Annotated in this window: 21 protein-coding genes and 1 other annotated feature; of the genes, 4 read left to right on the forward strand and 17 right to left on the reverse strand. The window is 32.2% G+C overall.

From position 1 onward, the window contains the following. Positions 1 to 325 precede the first annotated feature (325 nt). From hslU to PTA89_RS05010, 4 genes are all read right to left on the reverse strand, one after another. Positions 326 to 1,729: an ATP-dependent protease ATPase subunit HslU gene (hslU, locus tag PTA89_RS04995; protein WP_324177013.1), complete on the reverse strand. Its 1,404-nt coding sequence runs from the start codon at positions 1,727 to 1,729 to the stop codon at positions 326 to 328. Positions 1,730 to 1,747: 18 nt separating this feature from the next. Continuing rightward, positions 1,748 to 2,275: an HslVU peptidase proteolytic subunit gene (gene hslV, locus PTA89_RS05000; RefSeq protein WP_003700319.1), complete on the reverse strand. Its 528-nt coding sequence runs from the start codon at positions 2,273 to 2,275 to the stop codon at positions 1,748 to 1,750. 26 nt (positions 2,276 to 2,301) lie between these two features. After that, complete coding sequence (gene xerC, locus PTA89_RS05005) at positions 2,302 to 3,198, reverse strand: tyrosine recombinase XerC (protein WP_003700321.1); 897 nt, start codon at positions 3,196 to 3,198, stop codon at positions 2,302 to 2,304. A gap of 191 nt (positions 3,199 to 3,389) precedes the next feature. After that, positions 3,390 to 4,565, reverse strand: a complete 1,176-nt coding sequence (locus tag PTA89_RS05010; protein WP_081509419.1) for an SAM-dependent methyltransferase — start codon at positions 4,563 to 4,565, stop codon at positions 3,390 to 3,392. A 273-nt stretch (positions 4,566 to 4,838) separates the two neighbouring features. Between PTA89_RS05010 and PTA89_RS05015 the strand changes: the two genes are divergently transcribed. Further along, complete coding sequence (locus PTA89_RS05015) at positions 4,839 to 5,801, forward strand: diacylglycerol/lipid kinase family protein (RefSeq protein ID WP_324177014.1); 963 nt, start codon at positions 4,839 to 4,841, stop codon at positions 5,799 to 5,801. A 149-nt stretch (positions 5,802 to 5,950) separates the two neighbouring features. Here PTA89_RS05015 and PTA89_RS05020 read toward each other — a convergent pair whose 3' ends face one another. The 9 genes from PTA89_RS05020 to PTA89_RS05060 form a co-directional block, all read right to left on the reverse strand. Further along, positions 5,951 to 6,145 carry a hypothetical protein gene (locus PTA89_RS05020; RefSeq protein ID WP_081512274.1) on the reverse strand — a complete coding sequence of 65 codons (195 nt, stop codon included), beginning with the start codon at positions 6,143 to 6,145 and terminating at the stop codon, positions 5,951 to 5,953. Positions 6,146 to 6,354: 209 nt separating this feature from the next. After that, complete coding sequence (gene rpmA / locus PTA89_RS05025) at positions 6,355 to 6,636, reverse strand: 50S ribosomal protein L27 (protein ID WP_003700332.1); 282 nt, start codon at positions 6,634 to 6,636, stop codon at positions 6,355 to 6,357. Positions 6,637 to 6,657: 21 nt separating this feature from the next. Further along, positions 6,658 to 6,984 (reverse strand): ribosomal-processing cysteine protease Prp, encoded by a 327-nt coding sequence (locus PTA89_RS05030; RefSeq protein ID WP_081512278.1) that lies wholly within the window; start codon positions 6,982 to 6,984, stop codon positions 6,658 to 6,660. Between the two features lie 24 nt (positions 6,985 to 7,008). Then, a complete protein-coding gene (rplU, locus tag PTA89_RS05035) occupies positions 7,009 to 7,317 on the reverse strand; it encodes a 50S ribosomal protein L21 (protein ID WP_003700335.1) in 309 nt (102 codons plus the stop codon). A 17-nt stretch (positions 7,318 to 7,334) separates the two neighbouring features. Beyond that, positions 7,335 to 7,411, reverse strand: a sequence feature (ribosomal protein L21 leader region). Positions 7,412 to 7,472: 61 nt separating this feature from the next. Then, positions 7,473 to 7,709 (reverse strand): hypothetical protein, encoded by a 237-nt coding sequence (locus PTA89_RS05040; RefSeq protein WP_081512282.1) that lies wholly within the window; start codon positions 7,707 to 7,709, stop codon positions 7,473 to 7,475. A 130-nt stretch (positions 7,710 to 7,839) separates the two neighbouring features. After that, positions 7,840 to 8,526, reverse strand: a complete 687-nt coding sequence (locus PTA89_RS05045; RefSeq protein WP_268857559.1) for a hypothetical protein — start codon at positions 8,524 to 8,526, stop codon at positions 7,840 to 7,842. 119 nt (positions 8,527 to 8,645) lie between these two features. Next, positions 8,646 to 8,879, reverse strand: a complete 234-nt coding sequence (locus tag PTA89_RS05050; RefSeq protein WP_081512284.1) for a DUF2922 domain-containing protein — start codon at positions 8,877 to 8,879, stop codon at positions 8,646 to 8,648. 16 nt (positions 8,880 to 8,895) lie between these two features. Beyond that, positions 8,896 to 9,096, reverse strand: coding sequence for a DUF1659 domain-containing protein (locus PTA89_RS05055; RefSeq protein ID WP_003701799.1), 201 nt, complete (start codon positions 9,094 to 9,096; stop codon positions 8,896 to 8,898). Between the two features lie 90 nt (positions 9,097 to 9,186). Continuing rightward, entirely contained in the window at positions 9,187 to 9,708 is a 522-nt protein-coding gene (locus tag PTA89_RS05060) for a sigma-70 family RNA polymerase sigma factor (protein WP_003710248.1), read from the reverse strand. Between the two features lie 318 nt (positions 9,709 to 10,026). On the opposite strand from PTA89_RS05060, the gene PTA89_RS05065 reads away from it, so the two are divergent. Both PTA89_RS05065 and PTA89_RS05070 read left to right on the forward strand, forming a co-directional pair. Beyond that, positions 10,027 to 10,764, forward strand: coding sequence for a hypothetical protein (locus PTA89_RS05065; protein WP_324177015.1), 738 nt, complete (start codon positions 10,027 to 10,029; stop codon positions 10,762 to 10,764). 82 nt (positions 10,765 to 10,846) lie between these two features. After that, positions 10,847 to 11,413: an NUDIX hydrolase gene (locus tag PTA89_RS05070; RefSeq protein WP_268857557.1), complete on the forward strand. Its 567-nt coding sequence runs from the start codon at positions 10,847 to 10,849 to the stop codon at positions 11,411 to 11,413. On the opposite strand, the gene PTA89_RS05075 is transcribed toward PTA89_RS05070, so the two are convergent. The 4 genes from PTA89_RS05075 to PTA89_RS05090 all read right to left on the reverse strand — a co-directional run bounded on the left by PTA89_RS05075 (position 11,410) and on the right by PTA89_RS05090 (position 14,058). After that, positions 11,410 to 12,369 carry an SDR family NAD(P)-dependent oxidoreductase gene (locus PTA89_RS05075; RefSeq protein WP_324177016.1) on the reverse strand — a complete coding sequence of 320 codons (960 nt, stop codon included), beginning with the start codon at positions 12,367 to 12,369 and terminating at the stop codon, positions 11,410 to 11,412. The genes PTA89_RS05070 and PTA89_RS05075 overlap by 4 nt on opposite strands. Before the next feature lie 43 nt (positions 12,370 to 12,412). Next, positions 12,413 to 12,925, reverse strand: coding sequence for a GNAT family N-acetyltransferase (locus PTA89_RS05080; RefSeq protein ID WP_003710252.1), 513 nt, complete (start codon positions 12,923 to 12,925; stop codon positions 12,413 to 12,415). 128 nt (positions 12,926 to 13,053) lie between these two features. Beyond that, positions 13,054 to 13,176 carry a hypothetical protein gene (locus tag PTA89_RS05085; protein WP_003700355.1) on the reverse strand — a complete coding sequence of 41 codons (123 nt, stop codon included), beginning with the start codon at positions 13,174 to 13,176 and terminating at the stop codon, positions 13,054 to 13,056. Between the two features lie 72 nt (positions 13,177 to 13,248). Continuing rightward, on the reverse strand, positions 13,249 to 14,058 hold the full coding sequence (locus PTA89_RS05090) for a conserved phage C-terminal domain-containing protein (protein WP_003706380.1): 810 nt from the start codon (positions 14,056 to 14,058) through the stop codon (positions 13,249 to 13,251). Positions 14,059 to 14,267: 209 nt separating this feature from the next. On the opposite strand from PTA89_RS05090, the gene PTA89_RS05095 reads away from it, so the two are divergent. After that, positions 14,268 to 14,855 carry a hypothetical protein gene (locus PTA89_RS05095; RefSeq protein WP_134354664.1) on the forward strand — a complete coding sequence of 196 codons (588 nt, stop codon included), beginning with the start codon at positions 14,268 to 14,270 and terminating at the stop codon, positions 14,853 to 14,855. Positions 14,856 to 14,871: the final 16 nt, after the last annotated feature.

Genomic DNA, 14,871 nt, shown 5'->3' on the forward strand with positions numbered 1-14,871 from the left:
ACATACAATCACAAGCAGATAGACATAATTTTTATTTTTGGGCATTTAAAAAGCACCCTGTTGTGAGTGCTTGTTGATTTGGAGATTTTATCTACTATTTTCATAAAGTTCTATATCTAGGGTTAAGAACTATAGATTACTTTTTATCCTTTATAGATGCTAATGGAGACTCTCGCTTCGATCACATCATTTCTTTGATTTCATTTTTCCGTTATAATCACACTTTACTTTTTTAATCTTTCACATTAATCCTACAAACACTTCACCTCAAAACAAAAAAGCATGCACATCAATGCATACTTTTCGCAATATTCATATACCAATCTTACAAAATGTATTGGCTCAAATCTTTGTCTTCAACAATTGATCCAATCTTGTCATTTACATAAGCTTCTGTAATCTTGATGTCGCCCATTTGCATATCTGGACCTTCAAATAGTAGGTCTTCAAGTAATTTTTCTAAAATAGTATGCAAACGACGTGCACCAATATTTTCTGTATCGTGGTTCAATTGATATGCTACTTCAGCGATACGATGGATAGCTTCGATTGTAAATGTTACATCAATATTGTCTGTACCAATCATCGCGATGTATTGTTTTACCAAAGCGTTGTTTGGTTCTGTCAAAATTTTAACAAAGTCATCAACTGATAGATCTTCTAATTCAACACGAATTGGAAAACGACCTTGTAATTCGGCAATTAAATCACTTGGTTTACTTTCATGGAAAGCACCAGAGCCAATGAATAAAATGTGGTCTGTCTTAACCAAGCCATACTTAGTTGAAATTTGAGAACCTTCAACAATTGGTAAGATATCACGTTGTACACCTTCACGTGAAACTTGACCTGCATTTTGTTGAGATTTAGAAGCAATTTTATCAATTTCGTCAATAAAGATGATTCCTGTATTTTCAGCACGTTTAATTGCTGCATCAGCCAAATCTGCAGAGTTAACTAATTTTTCAGATTCTTCTTTAATCAAGATTTCTCTAGCTTCTGCCACTGTCATTGTACGTTCAACTTTCTTAGTTGGCATCATTGAACTCAATGAAGATAAATCAATCCCCATTTGTCCTAACATACCACTTTGATTATTGAATTGTGTTGAAGGATCATCCACTTGAATTGTAACTTCATTATTTTCTAGCAAGCCACGTTTTAATTGTTCAGCAACACTTAAACGTTCATTTCTAACATCTTCAGTTACTTCTTCCATATCATTTCCATTCATGTTAGGGAAAGAACCGGATTGTAGATCTCTCAAAGCATTGAAAAGATATTGATTAGGATTTTCTTGTTTCTTCTTAGCGGGTACGATCAACTTAACTAAACGCTTGTTAGCTTGTTGTGCAGCTTGAGCACGAACTTGCTTGAAAGCATCATTTTGTTCCATACGATATGCAACTTCAACTAAATCACGTGCCATAGATTCAACGTCACGTCCAACATAACCAACTTCTGTAAATTTCGTTGCTTCAACTTTTACAAATGGTGCATTAACAATTTTAGCTAAACGACGTGCGATTTCTGTTTTACCAACCCCAGTAGGTCCAATCATCAAAAGATTTTTAGGAGATATATCTTCCTGCATATCTTTTGGTAGTTGCATACGACGATATCTATTACGTAAAGCTACCGCAATTGCTCTTTTAGCACTGTCTTGACAAATAACATATTTATCAAGTTCAGCAACAATCTGTCTAGGTGTCTTATCTATTTCATTCATCTTGTAAATTCCTCATTTCTAAGCTAATTCTTCAACTATAATATTATGGTTAGTAAAGATATCTATATCTGCGGCGATATTTAAAGCAGCTTTGGCAATTTCACCTGCTGACATATCTTTGGAATATTCTGATAGAGCTACAGCTGCAGCTTGAGCATAATTACCACCAGAACCAATTGCCAATACACCATTATCAGGTGCAATAACTTCACCAGAACCGGATACAATTAATAAATTATCTTTATCAATTACGATTAACATCGCCTCTAATTTTTGTAGAGTACGATCGCCTCGCCATTCTTGCGCTAATTCTACGGCAGCTCTTTCCAAATTACCACTATATTCATTTAGCTTATTTTCAAATTTTTCTTCTAAGTTAATTGCATCTGCTACACCACCAGCAAATCCAACTGCTACTTTGTCATTGTAGATGCGACGTACCTTTCTAGCACTGCCTTTCATGATTACTTTTTCACCTAAAGTAACTTGTCCATCGCCGGCAATCGCTGTCTTTCCATTATGTTTTACTGCACATATTGTTGTCATTAATTTCAGCTCCTAATAATTAAATTCTATGCTCTTGGGAAAAATTTTCGATAATCTCTTTGTAAATGTTCCGGTGTTACATGAGTATAGATCTGAGTAGTAGATAAACTACTATGCCCTAGTAACTCTTGTACCGCACGTAAATCCGCACCATTACTCATCAAATGTGTCGCAAATGTGTGTCGCAACTCATGAGGATGAATACTGGTATGTAGACTGCTACGCTTAACTATCTGTTTTAAGATATATGCTACCCCAGCTGGAGTTAAAGGATTTCCATAATGATTTACAAAGACTAAATCATGATCCCGATGATATTTTTCCATTAAAGGTGTACGAGTTTGTTCAAAATAACGTTGTAATGCTTCTTGACAGTAACTTCCAAATGGTACTAGTCTGTCTTTATCACCTTTCCCATGTAGAAGCATCTTTTTATTAGTCAAATCTACACTTTCCATTTTTAAACCTGTACATTCACTGACACGCATTCCAGTTCCATACAAAGACTCCAACAACGCTCTATCTCTGATCAACATCTGTGTATCTCCTTCAGTTGCTTCAAATAATGCGGTCATTTCCTTTTCATAGAAAAAACGTGGTAGTGATCGTGGATGTCGCTTTAATTGTACATAAGCGAAGGGATTTTCATCTGTTAATTCATTCTTAATTAAAAAATTGTAGAATGCACGTAAGCTGGAAATCATTCTCGAAATCGATGTCATTTCATATCTATCATATAGATAGCTCATATATGCATGAACATCATTACTACCAATTTCTTTGAAAGATTTAGCGCCTCCAGTTTCGTCAATAAAATCAACAAAATGTTGTAAATCTTCACTATAAGCTTTCAAAGTTTCATCTGAATATTGTTTTTCAATTAACAAATATTTCTTGAATTCTTCAATCCAAGTGAGTTCCATTCACTATCACCCCTCATTGTCTATAATTATTACAAAGAAGGTCAATAATAGTCAAGAATTTACCTTAAGATAAACTATAAAATATTTTTAAGGTTACTAAATTTTGACTAAATCTGACCTTTTCTATCAAATTCATACTAAAAAGTACTTTGGAATTTGCCTAATAGACAATATTTCAAAGTACTTTGTGACTAATCTTTATACATATAATCTCTTGTCATTGGTAAAGTACGGGCACTTGGACCTTTAGAAATCAAGTATTGGATTACATCAATATTCCCTGATTCAAATGAAGCTGCACAAGCTTGAAGATATAAGTCCCACATACGAATAAATCTGTCATCATGCATTTTTCTTACTTCTGGCAATACTTTATGGAAATTATCTGTCCACATTTCCAAAGTTTTTTGATAATGACGACGTAGCATTTCTATATCAGCCACTTGCATACCTGATTCAATAATATGTGTTAGATTTTCATTTAAACCTGGCACATAACCACCTGGGAAAATGTATTTATTAATCCAACCATTGTATGCTCCACCTTGTTGACGAGTAATACCATGAATCAATGCTACCCCATTACTCTTCAAATATCTTGAAATTGTATTGAAGTATTCACCTAGATTTTCTTCACCAACATGTTCAAACATACCAACACTTGTAATGTAGTCAAATGGTAGATGATCAAGTTCACGGTAGTCTTCAAGAAGTACCTCAGCTTGATCTTCCAATCCTTCATCTTTAATACGTTGTTTAACTGCATTATACTGTTCTTCACTTAAAGTAATACCAACAACATTCATATTATATTCCCTTGCGGCAGTTAACATTAATGTTCCCCAACCACAACCAATATCTAATAAACTAGAACCTGGTTTTGGATCTAATTTCTTTAAGATATGATGAACTTTATTCATTTGGGCTTCTTCTAAAGAATCATCTGGCTTTTCAAAATAAGCACATGAATATGTCATAGTTTTATCAAGCCATAATTTATAGAAGTCATTTCCCAAATCATAATGACTTTGAACGTCATTCTTACTACTTTCTTCAGAATGTGATTGTTTTGGTAAGAAACGTTTAAACTTATTATTATTCAAGAAACTGTTTGCTGATTCATATGCTGAATTAATAAGCACTTGTAAAGAACCACTTACTTCTATTTTCTTATCCATATATGCTTCACCTAATGTGATTGAAGCATTTCTCAGTAAATCTTTTACTGGTATCTTTTCATTAACTTTAATTTTTACCTGTGGGGCACCATTACCATATTTTTCAGTTTTCCCATTAGGATAGGTTACCTCTACTGGAATTGTAAAAGAATGTTTCATTAGTTGCTTAAAAATCATGTTATCAAGCATGGTTATATAGGCCACCTTTCTTAAAGTTATTGTTTCCATTCTACCACCTTTTAATCAAAAAAATCTATCAACAAATCTCAAAATATGTTTTTATATCTTATATTGCGATAATTTAAAGTTAAAGATTAAAGAAAATTTACTATGTAATCGTTTCTTTATACTTGTCAATTGTGTTGATTGTTCGTTATAATTGCATAGTTGATAATTATTTGTAAAATTATAATAAAGAATGAAATATTTTTGCAATCAAATCTCTAAGAAAGGAGGATTACCTTGGAATACTTTGTAGTTGTCAATGAATATGCCAAAAATGGTAATGCTAAACAAATCTGGCAAACTATTCATTCAGAATTAGTGACACAAGGAGTCAAATTTACTTACAAAAAAGTTAATGAAAATGCTGTTGAAGTTGTTAAAAATTTTACTTTGGATTTAGCTGAAAGAGAAAAGAGTAAAACTGTCGTCTTAGTTGTAGGTGGAAATGGAACTTTAGTCGATGTTTTAAATGGTATCAAGCAAGCACAACGTTTCGATCTACCAATTGGTCTAGTTCCTGCTGGGATTGAAAATGGATTTGCCAAAGCAATTGGACTTTCACTTAATCCTGTCGTCGCTTTAAAGCAAGTTATCAATACAACAGATAAGATATACTATACAATTGGTACTTACCAAGAAACTTTACGAAACACTCAAGGTTACTTCTTAAATAATTTTGGTATAGGCATGGATGCTTTTATTACAAGTATTTACAATCGTAAGAAGAAACGTAAATTCTTCCGCCGAGGTTTTCTTCCATTCCTTACTAGCAGTATAAGTGCTTATTATAATCAAGAACCTTTTTCGACTACGGTTAGAGTTAGTGACTCCTATAGATTTTTCAAACATGTCTATATCATGAATGTTGCTAACCATCCCTATTTTGAAGGAGATGTTTCACTCTCTCCTCAAGCTAACATTAAAGATAAGAAACTCGACTTGATCGTTACTGAAAATATGAATTTCATACGTTTCTTTATGTTGATTGTAAGTTTATATTTTCATAAACAACTTAATTTGAAGTCATTCCATCGCTTCAAAGATGATCAAATTCATTTAACTATTAAATCATTGGAATTTCTACAGATTGATGGTGAAGAACATGGCAGCCAGTATTTTGATATTTTCTTCAAAACTACTAGCTATCCCTTCTGGTTCAATCTATCTAGTGTTCCTTTCAAAGAAAGACGTAAAAAATAATCCCACTTTTTGAAATAATTCTTTCAAAAAGTGGGATTTTTAGTTATTAGTTAGAAAGATGATTTAGAAACTCTATTGAAAAAAATCGTTATTATCTAAAAATTCAATTGTTAAATTACGTTTCCCGAGTACTGCTAACATAGAATACTTTATCCAAAAATACCTTCAGTTACTTTTGGAAATTCAATTTCTATATCATTTAGTAATGCATAGATAAACACCTCTTTAAGTTCATCAAGTGTTGCCCCAAGAAACGGTGGAATACTACCTTTATGCTTATCAAAATACATCATTGCAAGCTCATCTACTGTTTTACTTTTCAAATCTTTATAATTATATTTCATATCAGCAACCACCTATATTAGAAAGACTAATTACTATATTAAATTCAAACTTACAAAAATACTTACTTTATTATATCTTACATATTAGCAAATAAGACTAAGCATCTCAAATTTCACCATATCATGTTTTCATATTTCTCATATCTTAACAAACAAAAAACGTCTTAAATCCTTACCTATCAAGGATTTAAGACGTTTTAAACTATATATTATTCAGCAACAGGGTAAACAGAAACTTGTTTCTTGTCGCGTCCTTTACGTTCGAACTTAACAACACCTGCAACTTTTGCAAATAATGTGTTGTCGCCACCCATACCAACGTTAACACCTGGGTAAATACGTGTACCACGTTGACGGTATAAGATAGAACCACCTGTAACAACTTGTCCGTCAGCACTCTTAGCACCTAAACGCTTAGATTGTGAATCACGGCCGTTAGCTGTGGAACCACCACCCTTTTTATGAGCGAAGAATTGTAAATTCATTAACATAATGATTGCACCTCCTAATAATTAGTTATTCTCGATTTTTATAAAATCACCGTACATTTTTTCAACATCTTCAAGTCCTAGTTTTAAACTAGCTAATAATAACTTTACACTTTCATTTGAAAGAAAGTTCTCACTAACATGTACTTCTAACAGTCCGCCATTTTCATCATCAGAAACGATATTCAAATTGGCGTTAGCAAGTTTCTCAAGACTATTAACTGTATTTATAGCTAACACTGAAACAGCTGAACAAACGATATCTTGTCCATATTTGCCGGAATCAGCATGACCTCGCATTTCAAAGCCAGAAATTAACTTATCACGATATAAAAATCTTGCTCTAATCATTCTAATACCAACCTTTTAGACAAATTAAGCATTGATAGCGTCAATAACAACCTTTGTATATGGTTGACGATGACCTTGCTTTGTGTGTTGATGCTTCTTAGGCTTGTACTTGAAAGTAACAACTTTCTTAGCACGACCTTGTTTTTCAACTGTAGCTTCAACTGTAGCACCTTCAACAAAAGGAGTACCGATAACTGTCTTATCGCCACCAACAAAAACAACTTTATCAAAAGTTACCTTGTCGCCTTCTTTTGCATCAAGCTTTTCTACGTAAATTGTTTGACCAGCTTCAACTTTAAGTTGCTTGCCACCTGTTTTAATAATTGCGTACATCTATGTGCACCTCCTCTTAAAATACTTAGACTCGCCGTAATGTAGTGACCTCCAAAGAGATACTTAAACTTAAAACGTGCGGTTGCAGATGTGATATGCACAAATACAACACTAAAATATTAACAAATCAATTACTAATAGTCAATAGAAAAAATCTAATTTAAATATTTGAATTTGGATTTATTCTTTTCCCAATAATCTAATAGGTTCTTAAGTCCTAGTAATATCAATACAAATGTTAAGTAAGCAGCATTAATGACGATAACTTCTCCTGTAATTAACAACATTAATTGCCATACAGATGGTGTAACAAATAACGTGATCAATGTAATTACTGCTGATAATGTGATTGTTACTGTTGCAAATTGGATTCCTTCATATACTCGATTCATATTAATCTCACCTTTACTTTTTTTCGAACGCACATTCTTTACGTAACTTATAATACATACGTTCGATTGTTCTGTCCAGTATTTTTATCAAAAATATGTTCGAAAAAAATATATAAAGCTCTAAAATCCCTTATTTTACCAGCTTCCAAACACGCTTAATTAATTTTTCAATAGTCTTTATTTGTTTAGATTGTAATAACTTACTATATTTTTGTTTGAGTTTTGGATTACGATACTGATAACTTCTAGGACTTGTTACTTCTTTTATCTTATCTAACGCATCCATCGCATGTTGCGAACCAGTATTTTCATCGCCACCTAGCAACATATTCATAACTTCCTGCTTATCTTTATAGTTTCTTCGTTTTTGACGACTACTACGCAAATCTCCCAACAATTCAAGCCCTTCATCTTTGTTATAGTCGCCTAACTCTACAGTATGTAAAATATCTTGTAGTACAACACCATCTTCCTGTGATATTTCTTTTCTAATTTCTTCAACTATCAAAGGACTAGCTATTAGGAAAGATGCCACTTTTTCTACTTCTTGATAAAAAGTCTTATTATCAGCATGTGCGATTCTCTTAGCATAGTCTTCCCATTTATCTGTCTGAATTGTTATTTTAATTTTATCGCTATCTACTATTTCTAAGTTCTTTTCACCATTTTTGATTAATTTATCATAAGCTGGTTGTGCCATTTTTTTACTATTCCATTTACTAGCACTTTGAAGACTTCCGACAAACGTCTTCGTCTTTTGTCGATAATATTCCATTGGCTTTCCATCTCTATTTCTTACAATGACATAATTTGGCATAAGTTTCCTCCGCTACAAACGTATGTTCTATACTTAAGATTATAGCATTAAATAAATTTATTTCAACGTTAAAAAGACATATCATTTCTGACATGCCTTATTGCTTATTCAAATTTTACTTAGTCTTCAATTGTAAAAACTGTTTGAGTTTCTGTATCAACATACTTCGCACTAACTGCCTCTGCATATAACTTTGTTCCAAATTTATCTTGAAACATATCTAATTCAACTAACTTATTCATCGCTTCTCGAAGTTTACTCTCATCAAGATTTGTAGATACGTTATTTAATTTTAATGTATGATGTTTTCCGTCTGCTGCTTTGAATCCAAGATTTAATGCTCTAACTTTCATTTAAATTCCTCCTTAATTAATCCTTAACCATGCTAGTTTCGACAATTTCAATATCTTGAGTTTCTTCTCCAGATAATTCACCAATAATTTTTCCAAATGCAGATAACTTTTCAGCACCGACATTATTCACTAAATTATGGTAGGAACGACGACGCGTATCTCCATCCTCCTTGGTACCATAAATGTATAATACAGATTTTTTAACTTCTTTTGCCATTTTAACGGCCTCCTTTAAATTATTGTTAAGCTCATCTTGAAGCTTACATAGATATATACGTAATTTTGGGGCCATTTGTAACATGCATTTTTATTTTTCATTATTTAATTCTAAATATTTTTCTTGGATGCTTTTTCTCCAACGATTAATTGTCATTCGTGATTTCCCCATTAACTTCGCAATTTCTGTAGTCTTAGTTATTCCTACACTATAATAGCTCAACAACATTTTTTCATTATCAGTACATCTTTTATATAACTGATATAGAGCATCGCTAATCTCAATGTTATCCCCAGTTTCGATAATTTCTTCTATTTGGGGTAATTCATCATCCTCATTGGCTAACTGACTAAAACACACTTCTACTTGCTTACGCTTCTTTTGCCTTAGTTTATCCAATAAGCGCCACTTTAGTTTTTGAAACATATAACTTCCGCATTCCTCTTTAGCATTTTCTTTACGATAATATTCGGTATATATCTCAGCTAGTAAAATTCTCGCTTCTTCAAACATATCTTCAAAATCAGGATGCCCCACCTTGTAATTTAACTGTGCTAGCACTCCATAAATAAGTCCGTTATTCTTCAATGCGTATTCAAACCCTCGTTTCACTATTTCACCTCTAAAAATAATTTGTACTGGCGCCTTGTACTCATTAAGAATAAATAGGTCTTAAAATTCATGCACCCCATCAAAAATATTCATTTCAGGATGTGTTGCAAAATATTTTACTCTTGATTTTTTACCATGTATTCGTTATCAGTCTTATAACTTAATACTTATCAATACCTAATTAATTTGACGTCATTTTTCTGAAATTCCGTAAGCTAAAATTAATTTTGCAAATAAATAAAAAAATATTGATTTATAAACTGTTTTTTGATAGATTATTTACTTATAAAATATAAAATTCGCCAAAGGAGGGAAATTATGATCTATACAAATAATTTATTCGATACTAATCATGAAATTGATATTGATAAATTATTGAAGATCGGAAAGTATAGATCTACCTATACAATTAACAATAGTTCCACTTACTTCATATTCAATCTAAAAAATACTCCTTCAAAGTATAAGTCCATTATTTTTGATAAAAATCAAGGTGTAGTATTATCAAAATTTTCTATAACAACTCTACTTAATAAGACGAATGGTATATGTTTCACCAAGTTAATTACTGAGATAATCAAGAAGCATCATAAATTTCAGGCATACACATCTGCTATTTCTGATTCTCACTGTTTCATTCGTTCTTCTCAGCATCCTGCCACTTGGATCAATCTTTGCCTGGTCGAATCTATTTGGGATACTAGTCACCATGATATTGCCTTTAAATTCAAAGGATTATCAGGGTATGTTACCTTTTTAAATCAGAAAACAAGTTTTAGAACTAGTTTAAAAGTTACTGCTCATTTCCTGTATACTCTTGAAACTCTGCTAAATTTCAATGCACAAAAAACTATTTCTACAATTTCTGATTATATTGATATTGGTACATTAAAAGATATTCCTCGTGATATTTATACAAAAGAAATGCTTCATCAACTTCTTAAAGAAACTTTTACTTTTCTTTATTCTGATGAAGATTCAAAAAATATGGATAAGGTCCTTGAAGAGTGTCACAAGTATCTTGTGAATAAGTTCTGCTATTTTAATAGAACCTAAAAAAGACAGTCATTCTCGACTGTCTTTTCATTCTCTTTAAATGCTATAATTGATTTGCAATCTTTCAGGAGGTGGATTTACTATGAATGACTTAATGTCCCAACTTAAATCATATATTCCTTTTAACGAACAAGAAAAACAAGATAAGCAGCTTATTATTGACCAACTTGCTAATGCCAAAGATATTTTTACTCGTAAAAACAAATTAGCTCATTTTACTGTATCAGCTTGGATTATCAGCCCTGATAAAAATAAAGTTCTAATGGCTTATCACAATATCTATCAATCTTGGTCTTGGCTTGGAGGACATGCTGATGGCAACTCCAATTTAAAGCAAGTAATTCTCAAAGAAATTCAAGAAGAAAGTGACCTAACTGATGTTAAATTTTTATCAGACGATATTTTCTCGCTTGAAGTTCTAACTGTTGATGGACACGAAAAACGTGGAGAATATGTTTCTTCGCACTTACATTTAAACATTACTTACCTATTCGAAGCTGATACTACTATGCCATTACGTATTAAACCTGATGAAAATAGTCAAATTGCTTGGCTTGATTTATCTAGCTTAGATTCTAAGGTCAGTGAAATTTGGTTCAATCAACGTATCTATCATAAATTAATTGAAAAGGTTAATCTACTTTACTAATTATATTCCAACCGGCGTTTTTCTTCTTTTACATATTGTCTCAATCCTGATTCAAACGTATATTTAGGAAGGAAGCCGGTTTTTTCAAGTTTTGTGATATCCGCAAGTGAATTTTTGGTATCAAATTTCAAACCCTTGTTATGTATAATTTTTAGCTTTTTGCCTGTAATTTTCTCAAAAGCTGCTATTAAGTCTATTAAACTTACCGATTTTCCAGAAGCAACATTGAAGATTTCTCCACTTATTTTGGGGTTTTTCAGTAACATCAACGTAGCATCAACTGCATCTGTTACATACATATAATCACGTGTTTGCTTTCCATCGCCATTTAGCTTAAATTCCTTGTCATTAAGCAAACAATCTAAGATAATTGCACATACACCTGCAGATTTCCCATGTGCTTTTTGTCTAGGCCCGTATACATTAAAGAAACGCACAGCAACTGTTGGAATACCATAGACTTTTTCGTAAAACATAGCGTATCTTTCACTTGCAAATTTATCTATTGCATAAGGATTTTCAAGACTTACCGGCATATCTTCACGCCTAGGTGTATCAGCAATGTTCCCATACACAGCTGATGAGGAAGTAAATAGTACCTTTTCTACCTTTAACTTGTTCTTTCGAATAATTTCATAAATATATAAAATTGCTTCTTGGTTAATAAAATGTGTGCTAAGAGGCTCAGCTATTGTACCTGAAATACTAATAACTGCAGCTAATAATACAATATAATCAAATTTTTCTTTGATTAATAACTGTTCCATGAACTCATAATCAGTAACATCAGCCTGATAAAAAGTAATATTATCTTTTAAATTATTAGCATCTTCTTTGTATTCAGCTGGTAGATGCCTACCTACAACAACAACTTCATCTCCTTGTGAAATGATTTTTTCAATTAGATTTGAACCGATAAACCCAGCTCCCCCTGTAACTAAGTATTTCTTTTTCATTTTCTTCAATCCTTTTTCGTATAAAGTATAAGATTGGATCTTATTAAAATTTTTCTTTCAACACCTTATCAAAGGCCACTCTATCTGCACCCTTAAAATTAACTTTTCCGCATATTTGATAATTATTCTTCTTCAAAATATGTTTCATTCGTTCATTTTCAAGAGCTGTATCTAATCTAACTCCATAAATTTGACAAGCATATGTCAATCTCTCCACTAATTCCAAAGCAATACTTGCTAGGCCTTGATTACGATATTCTTCTGCTATTGCAAAACTGTGAACTGTTGCGTAAGGTTCTTCCGTATGCCAATCTCCTAATATTTCTTTATAATATGGCATACCTGTAAAATCTATTCGTAAATAGCCGGCAATGATACCATCTACACGTAACACAAATCCCTTATTAGCTAGAATATCTTCTAATATACTTTCACGATTAGGATAGTCATCTGTCCATTCAGTAAATCCCTGATCATTTTGAAATTTCTTACCACTATCAATAATTTCCAAACATCTGTCAACATCATTTACATGGGCTAATTCAATTTCATTCATAGTTAAAACCTCCCCATATTAGCTTCTAACTACATCTTATCACAATTTATAAATATATAAAGAGTAAGTATGAAAGCGAATTCCTACTTACTCTAAATCCTGTTTATATTAATTATTCAAGAAGCCTGTCACTCACTTCTATTTGTTTTATATTCAGGTTCTTTTTCAATCGTGGTTCTTTCAAAGCTTACTTTTTGCTTAAAACCTAAAATCCAGCCACAAAATGTTAATTTCGTTAAGATTAATTTCATTGAAAATCCCCCTTCTTTTCCAAATTCCTCCTCTCACTGATATATACGAAAAAAATAGTATTGTTGTAACACTCAAATCTTAGCTAAAAGTATATCTATTTCTTGATTTAATTTGTCTCGATCAATGTTCTCTTCTTTGTCATTAACAAAATAGTTGTTTTCACGATGATATGCATAACATTCAGCATAATATTTACTGAAATTATCACCAAACAATGTTCGGGGACGGACAAATTTTTCAACATGTGTTCCTTTCCACTGCTTAGCTTTCAAAACTATCATGCTTTTACATTGTTCTACATCATTTCCAGCTGCTAGTCTTTCTTTAATCAATTTTATTCCCCATTTATCTTTATCAAACACCTGCCCGGTAACTTCTTTGAAACATTCCAGGATCTCCTTTATCTTTTGTTGATTATTTAATGATGTATTCTTAGGTACTTTATTGTCTTTGAAGTGGTCAACTTGTCCAGTTCTGAACTGGTCAGATTTTCCATTTCCATTATCTTCCCTAGGACACTCTACCTGTCCAATTTGTCCAGTTCGACATTCAGGTGTTTTATTGTCTAAATATTCTTGTAGCTTCTCCTCGTCTAGTGAATACCACTTTGTATGATTAAATTTTGAAATATTGTATTTCGCAACTCTAACAATCTTTAATTCAGCTAATTTCTTTAGTTCTCTCCTAATGGTTCGCTCTGAAATAAATGTAAGCTGCTTGGACCAATCTTGATAAGTATTATAAATCCATTTTCTTCCATCAATCTCATGTGTTGACTTCTCTTGCCAATAGCGAATTTGTTGAATCAAAATTGCTTGATAAATTCCTAAAGCTGCTGCGACTTCTGTATTAAATGCCCGATTGGGTTCAAAGTTTTTCATATTAAATTCCTGCCATTTCGTTTTGGTCTATTTGGACGTCCTATAATATATACGTTGGCAAGAACTAAAATGTAACAAAAATATTTGCTAAATTACTACTATTCTTAATGTTGACCGTTTTAATATTATAAGATAGTATTAAATATGAGATATTTCGACCAGCAATCTGATGTCGCTAAAAGCTGTACTAAAAAAGAAGGTATACATAAATGAAAAAAATAAGCATTTTTGTCCTTTCTGTGCTTACATTAATGACGCTAGGAGCTTGTTCAATAACGTCATCAAGTAAATCCTCTAATGAAAGTTTATTTTCTTATAAAGCAAGTTCTCGAAAAGCAGAAAGCATTAAAAAAGCTAAAAAAGAAGCTAAAAAAGAAGCACATGATAAGGCTGAAGCTGCTAAAAAGAAAAAACATAAAAAGAAGAAAAAGAAAAAGGAAAGTTCTAGCAGTTCTGAGCAAAGCAGTTCTGTAAGTTCAAGTGTATCTGAATCAACTGACTCAAGTTCAGTTTCATCAAGCGATGATACACAAGATACATCATCAAATCAACAAAATACAAGTCAAGGTAATACTACAACATATCAAGCACCAGTATCTAGTTACTACTATAGCGGTGGGTATACTGCTCCTCAAGGTGGAGGTAGTAGCAGTGGATCTGGTAACGGCAATTCTGGTGGTAACCAATCTCCTGCTCCATCAGACTCTGTAGATGAAGGAAATAGTAATGGTGATTCCGGCGATTCTAGTAATGCTGGTGACAATGTTCCTGAACAACCTGATGCTGCAGAAGAATAAAAATAAGCAAGTAATT

This window comes from Ligilactobacillus salivarius, from assembly GCF_035231985.1.
GTDB lineage: Bacteria > Bacillota > Bacilli > Lactobacillales > Lactobacillaceae > Ligilactobacillus > Ligilactobacillus salivarius.